Source organism: Sphingobium sp. FG58 (assembly GCF_057809055.1).
The window spans coordinates 222431-233046 of record NZ_JBMDJF010000007.1 but is presented as its reverse complement, the minus strand read 5'-3'; the positions used below and the strand labels follow the sequence as shown (position 1 = coordinate 233046).

Annotated in this window: 8 protein-coding genes and 1 pseudogene; 2 read left to right on the top strand and 7 right to left on the bottom strand. The window is 59.1% G+C overall.

Annotated elements, in window-relative coordinates; all coding sequences use genetic code 11:
* Positions 1–53: 53 nt before the first annotated feature.
* The 4 genes and pseudogenes from ACODR8_RS11465 to ACODR8_RS11450 form a co-directional block, all read right to left on the bottom strand.
* Positions 54–170 (bottom strand): annotated as a pseudogene (locus tag ACODR8_RS11465) (helix-turn-helix domain-containing protein); the annotation flags it as partial.
* A 372-nt stretch (positions 171–542) separates the two neighbouring features.
* Positions 543–2717 (bottom strand): GumC family protein, encoded by a 2175-nt coding sequence (locus ACODR8_RS11460; protein ID WP_489007335.1) that lies wholly within the window; start codon positions 2715–2717, stop codon positions 543–545.
* A gap of 156 nt (positions 2718–2873) precedes the next feature.
* Positions 2874–3782: a sulfotransferase family protein gene (locus ACODR8_RS11455; RefSeq protein WP_489007334.1), complete on the bottom strand. Its 909-nt coding sequence runs from the start codon at positions 3780–3782 to the stop codon at positions 2874–2876.
* A 12-nt stretch (positions 3783–3794) separates the two neighbouring features.
* On the bottom strand, positions 3795–5147 hold the full coding sequence (locus ACODR8_RS11450; RefSeq protein WP_489007333.1) for an O-antigen ligase family protein: 1353 nt from the start codon (positions 5145–5147) through the stop codon (positions 3795–3797).
* A 245-nt stretch (positions 5148–5392) separates the two neighbouring features.
* Between ACODR8_RS11450 and ACODR8_RS11445 the strand changes: the two genes are divergently transcribed.
* Complete coding sequence (locus ACODR8_RS11445) at positions 5393–6259, top strand: glycosyltransferase family 2 protein (protein WP_489007332.1); 867 nt, start codon at positions 5393–5395, stop codon at positions 6257–6259.
* 63 nt (positions 6260–6322) lie between these two features.
* Here the strand turns inward: ACODR8_RS11445 and ACODR8_RS11440 are convergent, their stop codons facing one another.
* Positions 6323–7600 (bottom strand): sugar transferase, encoded by a 1278-nt coding sequence (locus tag ACODR8_RS11440; RefSeq protein WP_489007331.1) that lies wholly within the window; start codon positions 7598–7600, stop codon positions 6323–6325.
* Positions 7601–8016: 416 nt separating this feature from the next.
* A complete protein-coding gene (locus ACODR8_RS11435; RefSeq protein WP_489007330.1) occupies positions 8017–8559 on the bottom strand; it encodes a polysaccharide biosynthesis/export family protein in 543 nt (180 codons plus the stop codon).
* A gap of 235 nt (positions 8560–8794) precedes the next feature.
* Here ACODR8_RS11435 and ACODR8_RS11430 point away from each other — a divergent pair, with 235 nt between their 5' ends.
* A complete protein-coding gene (locus ACODR8_RS11430; protein ID WP_489007329.1) occupies positions 8795–9517 on the top strand; it encodes a WecB/TagA/CpsF family glycosyltransferase in 723 nt (240 codons plus the stop codon).
* On the opposite strand, the gene ACODR8_RS11425 is transcribed toward ACODR8_RS11430, so the two are convergent.
* Positions 9451–10611, bottom strand: a complete 1161-nt coding sequence (locus ACODR8_RS11425; protein ID WP_489007328.1) for a sulfotransferase family protein — start codon at positions 10609–10611, stop codon at positions 9451–9453. The genes ACODR8_RS11430 and ACODR8_RS11425 overlap by 67 nt on opposite strands.
* Positions 10612–10616: the final 5 nt, after the last annotated feature.

Genomic DNA, 10616 nt, shown 5'->3' with positions numbered 1-10616 from the left:
CCTTTTAGACGCCGATCACCCCGCTAACGGGGTCCTTTTTGCACGCCGATCCACAGCCAGCGGACCGCCGTTGACGGTGCAACGCCAAATCGGGCGGCCGCAGCACGGCAACTCGATCCACTATCCACCGCTGCCAAGAGCCGAGTGCGCAAATCCGTTGAAAGAGCCATCCATGCTGGCCTCCTTCACCAGCACGGACTCTGAATCAGAAATCGCGGCCGAAGAGAATCCCATGCCGATTCAGAACGGTCGAAAACCGCTCTAATCTGAATTCCATTCAGTCCAGGTGAACTACTGGATAACCCGGTTCGCGAAACACGCATGACTGTGATCACCAGATCACCATGATGCTGGAGACTGCATAGACCTTGTCGCTGTCGTTATACACTTGGTGAATTGGCTTGGTTTGCCGAACATCTTTCTGGCTGCGCCAGTTCGACGGGCTTTTATGCCTAAGCATGGGAAACGCTTGGCGGGATGCGCAGGCACCGGGACATCCCGCGTTCGCGGATTAGCTCAATCTCCAGAAGCGAAACAGCCGATCATTCCTCGTTGGCGTAATAGGCCTTGTAAGAGCCATAAAAGGCCAGCGGATCACTGTCCGCATAAAGCGACTGTTTCTTCAGGTCGACGGCGTTGAGGACGACACCTGACAAAGGCGCTTCGGCGGCCTTGAGGGCTTCCACAGCCGCTTTTGCGGCAAAGCGCGACGTCCGGCGCCATCTGGTGATGAATACCACATGATCGGCCTCCCGGCTGATCACCGTTGCATCGCTGACGGCCAGGACCGGCGGGGTGTCGATTACGACGACGTCATATTGCTGGCGGGCTTTTTCAAGCAGGTCCGAAAACTGGCCCCTTGAGAAAATGTCGATGCCCTTGGCAATGACCGTGACCAGCAGCAGGTCGAGCGGCGTGCCGGTGGATACAATGGCCGACGCCAGTTCCGTCTTGCCGGTGGCCACCTCGGCTATGCCATGTTCGGGCGTGGCGATCCCCAGCGATGCGGCGACCTGGGGCCGGCGCACATCGGCGTCGATCAGCAGGACGCGGCTGCCCGCCTTGGCTATGGAAAGGGCCAGCGACGTCGCGATGGTGGTCTTGCCCTCATGGGGCAGGGCGGAAGTGATGACGATCACCTGCCCGCTCGGCAGGGCCTGCTTGGCATGTCCGCCGCGCAGCGTCATGTTGAGCGCGCGGATCGCTTCGGAAAAGCTCGACTGCGGCTTTTCATAAACCAGGCGCGCAAGATGCTCGTCATAGTTTCGCGGGCTGACGCCAGGAATGGACGCGATGCGGTTGAGCCCCAGATGGCGTTTGACATCCTCGCCGGAGCTGATCTTCACATCAAGCAGTTCCGCGATGATGATGGCCAGCAACCCGAAGGTGAGAGCGGCCGCCAGCGTCAGCAGGATCAGCAGAGGGCGGTTGGGCGAGCTGGGCGAGTTGGGCGGTGAAGCGACCGAGACGATGCTGGCATCGGGCGTGGCGAGTTCGTCCGTCGCGACCGTTTCCTTGCGACGCTTGGCAAGGTCCTCATAGACTTCACGCGAAGCATCAGCATCCGTGTCATACTTCCTGGCGGTAACCGATGCGTCGGAATTGCGGATCGCGGCGGAACGCTGCTGGGCAATGGCGGAACCCAGGCTGGCGACTTCCTGCTGCGCAGCGTTTACTTCGGCGGCCAGGCCAGAAACGATCCGGCGCGTTTCAGCCGCGATTTCGCCATCGATTTCGGCCAACTGATTGCGGGTGCGCGCGACTTCGGGATGGTCGTTGCCATAACGGGTCGTCGCCTGTGAAGCATCGACCGCGATTTTTGCGCGCTGCGACCGCAGGTCGCGGATGACTTGCGATGCAAGTACGTCGGGCAGCGATGAGGGATTATTCTGGGAACGGCTGGCAGCGCTATAGCGCGCCTGCTTGGCTGCCAGATTGGCGGCAGCTTCGGAATGTTGACGCCGCAGGTCTGCGATGGTCTGTTCGTCATAGGACGAAGGATTTGAGCCACTGGTGATGCCGGTGCGCGCCCGGATGGAGGACGCACTGGACGCATTGCTTTGCACATCGGTACTGAGCGCGCGCATCCGCTCTGAATAGAAATTCTGCGCTTTTTGGGCGACCGCGCGCTTATATTCGGCCTGCTGTTCCAGATATTCGCGCGCCATTGCGTTGGCTATGTCGGCTGCGGTCTGGGGCGACCGCGACGAAACATTGATGTTGATGACATAGGTCAGGCCTTGCCGCCCGATGGACATATGATTGAGCAGTGCGTTCGTGACGGCATCCAGCCCCGGCCGGACTGGGGCCGGGGATTTGCCGAACAGGCCACCCAGCCATTCGCCAAAACCCGGTTCGCGCAACCGGGGGTTGAATTCGGGATCCCGGTCCAGGTGCAGCCGCTCGGCGACGCGGCGTGCAAGGTCGGGCGAACGCAGCACCTGCACTTCGGTATCGACAGCCGCCGAATCAGCCGGCAGGCCGGACACGATCGACTGTCCCTCTGCAACGTTTGTCGATCGCCGCTCGATCAGCACGCTGGTGGAACTGACATATTTGCTTGGGATGATCAGCGCGATGCCCAAGCCGATCGCCAGGACGACTGCCGCCACGATGAGAAAGGGAAACCGCCGGCGCAGTATGATCAGCCACAAAGTCCGCAGATCAATTGGGCTGTCTTCCGTAGGCGTTACGTACTGGCCTTCAGCCGTTGTCATCGTTGCTTCCTTTGTGCCGACTTTGCGCCGACCTGATATTTGCCCATCATCACCATGACGAAAGATTTACTTTTCGACAGGTGGAGATGCCCTTGGAATCAGGGTTCTTGCATCGCGGCAGAAGTGAGTCAACAACGGTAACCTTACTCATGCCGGTCACCAGCCGACCGCCCGCAGATCGCGACCAAGTCTCTGTTCCCAAACTGCGACTTCGCTGTCAGTCAGGCGCATCAGCTTGGTGCCAACGTCCGACGGCGCACGGGACGGTGCCTGCCCCTCGGCTTTGCGCACGAAAACGAAATTGCCTCGCTTGATGCGGCGCAGTTGCTCGTCGATCCGGCCCCATAATGTGCCGGTGTCGGGCATTCGCGTCTGATTTTCGCGGGGCAGGGTTTGCGGCAGTCCCTGTTCGGGAATGTCCAGGAATTGCGCGATCCGCGCGCGCTGGGACATGAAATCGGCCACCATATCCTCGAACAATATGATCAGCATATTGTCCTGACCGAACAGGCGTTCGAACGGTTCAATCTGGGCCGCGAACAGGCTGTTGGTCAGATAGCGGAAATTCCACAGCACATCATCATATTGGCGCACATAGGGCCGTGTAATAAGCTGGCGCGCAGCCGCGGCGGCATCGACATTGTCCCGCTCGGCCCGAACCGCGGCCCCGGGATCGTCGGGCAAGGACAGAAATACCTCCTGCGCCGTGCGCCGTTCATGCCCGCGCTTGAGCATATGGAGAAAGCCGGAATAGGCGCGCTTGCGCGGGCTTCGCAGGGCAAAGATGAATTTGGTGTCTGGCCCCAACAGGCGGTATATTCGCTCGGCTATGGCCGGGTCCGCCATATAGGTGGTCGTGCCGTCTACAACGACCCGTGCGTCGTCGGGAACGCCCCGAAAACAGCTGCTGAAGCTGGCAAGTCGCTGTTCGTTGATCGCGCGCGAAAAGAAATTCGGTTCCTTGGGATTGGACAGGTAGCAGTCGGGATGCTGCTCCAGCGCGGCGCATAATGACGTTGTGCCTGATTTCTGGGCACCGGCAACGATGAGGTTGGGAACGGTCATGCGAGAAGCCATTTAACTTTGCGCCTGAGGCGCGCGCGACCGATAGGAAGCAATGCCCAGCGTCAGGAAGCAATAGGTCACGAAGAACCAGCTAAGGTCCGAATGCATCAAAATGTTGGAATCCGTGATGCTGTATATGGAATAATATGCCCATATGCCGACATGGAATAGATTGGCCGGATCGCGGGTCTGACGGATGTTGCGCAGGCTACGCGCAAGAAAGATGAACCACGCGAAGAGGAAGCAAAACAGGCCCACAATGCCCAATTCCAACCACATGTCGAGATAGCCGTTATGGCCATTCGCCGTCATCGCCATAGTCGCTGAACCTTCCGACCAATGCGCGTGGAAGTCGCGCAGATTGGCGGTCAGCTTGTCCACCCAGAAGGTCTTATATCCAGCACCCATCATCGGCCGGTCGATGCCGATGGCATAGGCATAATCCCACAGACGCGTGCGACCTGACAAGGTGAGGTCGCGTCCCAGCAGGGTCAGCAATCCGATCAGTAGCGATGGCAGCACGACGATGGTGCCGAACAGGGCAAAGACCGATAATCCGGCGCGCAATTGCAAGGTGAGATGCCGCTGCCATCCTTCGGGTATTACGACAAATCGCGTGAGCCACATCGCACCGAACCCGCCAGCAAAGCCGATAAGCGGGGTGCGCGAGTTGGAGAAAAAGAGCAGCACCAGGCTGACCAGCACCACCGCTGCCCATCTACGACGCGTGGCGCCTCGCGTCGCAAAAGCCTGCGTCGCGAAAATCAGCATCGAAAAGGCCAGCACCGGGCCGAAATAATTTTTCCCTGGATAAATGCCGCGGATCGAGCCGGATTCCGCATATTTGCCCGTGAAATTCAGTCCGACGCCGGGAATGGCGAGCGAAATGATATTAATGACGAGTACGACAAGGCAGATTTTTGCCATGATCGGCAGCCACTGTTCATGCCGCTGCTGCATGGCGACGAACAACACCGCCTGGCTAAAGAGGATAAGGGCGAAGAAGCGACGCAAGGCAGCATCGGGCTCTACGGACCACAGGATCGAGGCGCCCGCCCACAACAGCAACAGCAACAGCGGCCAGGCTGGACGAAGATAGCGTATCACCTCACCAAAGCGCGCGATCATGATGAACAAGGCGGGGCCATAGATCGCGATGCTGAGCAGCTGGATGATCGCTGACCCTTCCTCGCGCTGTTCGATCGCGCCGGCCCAGTCGCCCGCGAGCGCAGACAGCAGGGCAGGGTAGAGCAGGATATAGACCACTATCCCGACCGCATAGCGCAGTTCCAGATTGCTGTGCGCGCGCGCGCCACGGGCCATGGCGGGTGGGCGGGCGGAGTTTGCCGAAAGCATTTGCGTCATCAGCGTCGGTCGCCTTGTTGCAGGACAGCATCGTCTGTCCAAGAAGCGTCCCGGTTTGTCCAGTGCATAAACCATATGGCAGCGTTTGAGTTGGAATTTGCCTACCGCTTTTATTGTCACCGCTTACGAAGGGAGCGCCTTTTCTACTTCGGCACCGTCGCGTCAGCCTCTGCCATCATCGCCTGTATGTTTGCAAATGCGGTGATGCCTGCCACTTCTTGCGAGAAGCGGCACGGTGGGGTATATTGTCTCGCCTGCCGACTAGGATGGCGTTTTCATATCAGGATATGCGCCCTATGACGTTGCCGCCGGCCAGCATCGATCTACTTTGCACGTTTTTCAATGCCGCCGAGACACTGAGGCCGACGCTGGCATCTCTGTCGTCGCAGACACTGGCCGATGCGCGGTTCATCCTGGTGGACGACGGCAGCACGGACGACAGCGCTGCCATTGCGCAGGCATTTTGCGATAAGGATAGCCGGTTCGCCCTGTTCACAAATGTTGATCGGGGGCGCGGCAAGGCACTGAATTTTGCGCTGGCGCAAGGGCGTGCGCCGCTGGTCGCTATTCTCGACGCGGATGATCTGGCGCATCCAACCTGGCTGGAAACGGCTTGCGCCGCGATGGACGACCGCCCGGACGTGGCTGCGATCAGCTTTGAAAGACTGATGATCGGTCCTGGCGAGACGGCGGACTGGACACTTATTCAGCCCCAGGCAACGGTGCTGACTGACGTGACGCATCGGTTGGGCCGCAAGAACCAGCTTTCCCATTCGGGTTCATGCATCCGCCGTGACGCGATGCAAGCGGTGGGCAATTATGCTCTCAATCGCCGGAGTCATTTCGATTATGATCTTTGGGTCCGTCTGGGTGCGGGCGGCTTTCGCCTCGCCCGCTGCGCGCCGGTGCGGATTGCCAAACGATATCATTTCGGACAGAAATTCGCCTGGTCGCCGGGCTATTTTCTGTCAACGTTCGAGGTGCAGAGAAGAGCGATCCGTTTTCTAAGCGATCGTCCTGCCACCGACTGGCTGTTTGCATTGCGCGATCTGGCCCGAAATTTCGCCAAATATCCGCTACAGCAATGGGCCGTGCGTCGACGGGGCAACTGAGCATATTTCCAGCGTCGTCATTCCTGTGGCGCGGGCGTGACAGTCCCGATCCTGCGACAACGGTTAATAAGCGTTTTTGTGGATGACCACGCCGAAGGTCGCGAGCAGGATGCTGATATCCCGAAAGATCGACCAGTTGCGTAGATATTCAAGATCATAACGCAAGCGTTCGGTAAGATCGCGATGGGTCTCGGTCGCGCCCCTGAACCCTCGAATCTGGGCCAGTCCGGTGATGCCGGGCTTGGTCGAATGGCGCAGCCAGTAGCGCGTGTCGACTTTCCAGAACAGATCATTGCCAGCCTTCGAACCAAGCGCATGGGGTCTAGGTCCCACCAGCGACATGTCGCCACGCAGCACGTTGAAAAGCTGGGGCAGTTCGTCGATCGACGTCGCGCGAATTATCCGCCCGACGCGCGTGATCCGTTTGTCGTCGCGCGATGCCGATTTGCTGCCGGTGGCATCGGCCAGATCGTCCCGCATGCTGCGGAACTTATAGACATAGAAAAGCCGGTTGCCCCTGCCCATGCGTAGTTGTTTGAACAGGACCGGTCCCTTGCTGTCCAGTTTGATGCAGATGGCGGTGATGGCCAACAGGGGCGCAAGGAACAAGCAAACAGAACAGGTCACCGACAGATCGAAAACCCGTTTCAAGGCACGGCTTCGCAAATCCAGCGGGCCTGTAGAAACACGGATCGACGCCGATTCCAGCCTTAATTTCGCATGGTCGGAAATGACGGGCTGCAATTCGGGGATCAGCAGGCTGCCGATGCACCCCACGCCTTGCAGGAAAAGGGACCAGCTTTCCCGTTCATGGACCGGGCAATCGACAAGAACGCGGTCATATTCCCGAATCATGCTGCTGAGTGCGTGCAAGACAGCAGGGTCATGCAGATCGAGCTTCAGGCCGAGATCCGCGCAAAGGACGATATCATATCCTTCCATTTCGCGCGGCGCCACGCCGTCCACGATGAACAATTTGCGCAACAGCCGATGGCCGATGATGCGATGGATGAGCAGGAAGAAGGGAAGGCGGACGAGAAGCAGCAGCGTAAAGGCCGTGATCGTGCCGGTGAACAGCACCAGTCTGGACATGGAATCGACATGTTTCGACGCGAAAAAGCCCAGGACCGCAATCGATAAGGCCCACATCATGGCCATGGCAGCGCGCCTGACCGATGTCGTCAACGATTGCATGGAATCGAGCGTGTAGAGGCGACCGTAAAAGGCAACGACCATAAACACGGATGCTAGGACAATGATCCAGTTCCGACTTTCTCCGACGGGCAGATGACCAAAGCGCATCAGGCTGGCAAAAGAGAAACTGCCGATCAGAATCAGCACGTCGAGCGCCCATTGCAGACCATAGATGCCGACACGAATTAGACTGCCGTCCCTACGAGACTTCGCAGCCGAAGTACTAGTTCCCGCGGCTATATACACGGCTACCCCTTATACCAGCTCAACGCGGGCATCTTAATATTGAAACATTACCGGATACCTTAAGGCTGGCAACGTATTTATGCCCTCTAATGTTTCATTTTGAAACCGTGAAGCAATAATGGGACAGTCGCGCAACAGGTGCGCGCCAGTCGGGTGCATTCACGCCTTCGACCGTTCTTGGGCAATATACTCAAAGTCAAACGATCAGGCAAAGGCCCCATGCGCATTTGCACACAGGGCCTGCCAGTCTTTTCCGCCAAGGCGCATGGTCGTGTCATGGGACTGCCAATACCCAGAGCGACCATAGCCTCTGTCCGTCAGAAGAAGCGTTCGGGAATACGGATCGTGTCACCAGGCAGCACGGGCGTATCGGCGGCAAGGGGTATGGATTCCTCGCTCGATTTGTCGCCATGGCGCACGAAAACCCGCTTCTGGTCCGCGCGATAGGTATAGCCCTGCGCAATGGCGACGGCGCTAAGCACGGTCAGCCCCGTGGCGAAGGGATATTGTCCCGGCTGCTTGACCTCACCCAAGATATAGAAGGGGCGATACTGGCTGATGTCGATATTCACCCGCGGATTGTTGATGTAACCGGCCGCATAGCGCTTCGTGATTTCCGCTTCTGCTTCGCGCGGAGTCATCCCGTCGACCTTGACCAGGCCGATCAGGGGCAGCGATGCTTCCCCTTCGGTATTCACCGAATATTCTTGGCCCGACAAGGCGGGTTCGTTAAATACGTTCAGGCGAAACTTGTCGCCCGCCCCGATCCGGTAAGCCGTCGTCGCGGCTACTGATCCGGGCGCCGCCGCAGGCAGCGGGCCGCTGGTGGTGCAGCCGGTCGTCAGCACCGAACTCATCATGATTGTCGCTACAATCCAGGCTTTACAGCGCATACCAAACCCCCAATTTCACAATCTGTCCTCGAATCGCCGAGGCAACTTAGAGGAATAACGTCTTTATTGACCTTGCCATGGCGGTGTGACAAGCAACATCGACATATGCTGATGGGCACTGGACGCGATGAAGTCATTACATTTAACCGACTCGCCTGAACCTGTCGCGCCCGTCATCATTGCAGACATTCCAGTTTCGCCCTTGTCCACCAAGCAGTGGGTGCAACTGATGCTGGATGACTGCCGCCAGGCGCGCGAGGGGCGCGCGGCGACCCGTTATCATGCGGCGATTAATGGTAATGTTATTTCCGCCTATGCGCGCGACCCGGTGTTTCGGGACGCCTATCGCCATGCGGACGCGGTGGCGGCTGACGGGGTCCCAGTGTTGTGGGCGGCCAGGCTGATCGCCGGTCGGGAAATCCCCGACCGCGCGGCAACGACGGACTTGTTCCATGATCTTGCGGCGGCGGCGCAGGATCATGGATATAGTATGTATTTCTTGGGCGCGACGGACGAAGAAAATGGCCGGGCCGTCGCGCGGGTTCGCCAGCTTTATCCGCGCCTGGTGATCGCTGGCGCGCGTAACGGCTATTTTTCCGCCGATGAAGAAGAAACCGTGGTCCAGCAGGTCATGGAGGCTCGGCCGGATATATTATGGGTGGCCCTTGGCATGCCAAGGGAGGACATCTTCGTCGCGCGCAACCTGCATCGTTTCGGCGGTATCGCCTGGGTCAAGACATGCGGTGGGCTGTTCAACTTCCTGTCCGCAAGCCGCACGCGCGCGCCCATGTGGATGCAGCGCGCGGGCCTTGAATGGCTGTATCGCATGGCGCTGGAGCCGCGCCGGTTGTTCTGGCGCTATTTGACCACCAACCTGGACGCCATCTGGCAGATCCTGCGCAAGACACCGCGCCACCGGGGATAAGCGATCGTAGCAGGGGCGCTGTTATCCGTCGCGCTCCGGGTCGTTCGTGCCTTGCCGATGCGGATCGCATGGTTCAACCGGTTGCAGTAACCATGCAGAAACTGGACCATGATCATGCGCGCGGTTTCGGCGGAGCTGGGCAGGCGTGCGCGGCGGCCAAAGGATAGTTGGTAGCCAAGATAGGTAATCAGCGGGCCGACATGCGCTTCGAATATCTCTATCTCTCGCTGACTCAATTCCTGCTGCCAGGCATCGATCCGTTCGGGGGCCAGCGCCTGGCCGACCAGATGATGTTGTTTGCGGGTTGACGGCGGCACATGATAGCGCCGCGCCGCTATCATCGCCTCGTCAAATGGCAACTCCAGCGTCGCACAAACACGGCGCAATTCCTCTTCGGGGCGGGCGAGCAGATCCTCATATCGGATGCGCGCCCAGCGATTGGGCGGCAAGCAGTCGCGTAGCGCCATGCCCATGGCCACCCGCTGCGACCAGAAATGGGCTGCGCTGGAAATACTATTTGGTCCCCAGGCAACCTTGAGCAGCGAATTGGCCACGGCACGCCCATCCCGGACGATATGGACAAATCGCGCCTCCGGGCATGCATCCGCCAAGGCCCGCATATGCCGGACATTGCCTGGCTGATGTTCGACCCAAAAGTCGACGTCGGTGCGACCGGATCGGGCACCATAGGTCCGCACGAGCCAATTTACCGCATCCATGAATGTGCCGTACCCGTCGGGACGCTCGTCGCCGATCGAAAAATTCCACAGCTTGAAGCGGGGATGGGCTATTATGGCGTCGATCGCCTGGCGCAAATCAACGATCTGGCGGGGATCATGGGGCATCAGGTCGGCGACGAACTGCGATTCAGGCGTGGCGATCATACGATCGCCGCTGCCCAACATTGCGCCCAACAAGGTCGATCCACTCCGCTGACAGCCAACGACGAATATCGGGGTGACCCCTTGGTCGATAGCCAGTGGGTTGCTCTCGACGTCATGCCCGTGGGGCAGAGCGCAGGGCTGTGCAGCATCCTGCGACATGCCGAGCATCGGCCAGACCGATTGGGCATCGGCGGGCGTGGGGGGCGGCATTTGCG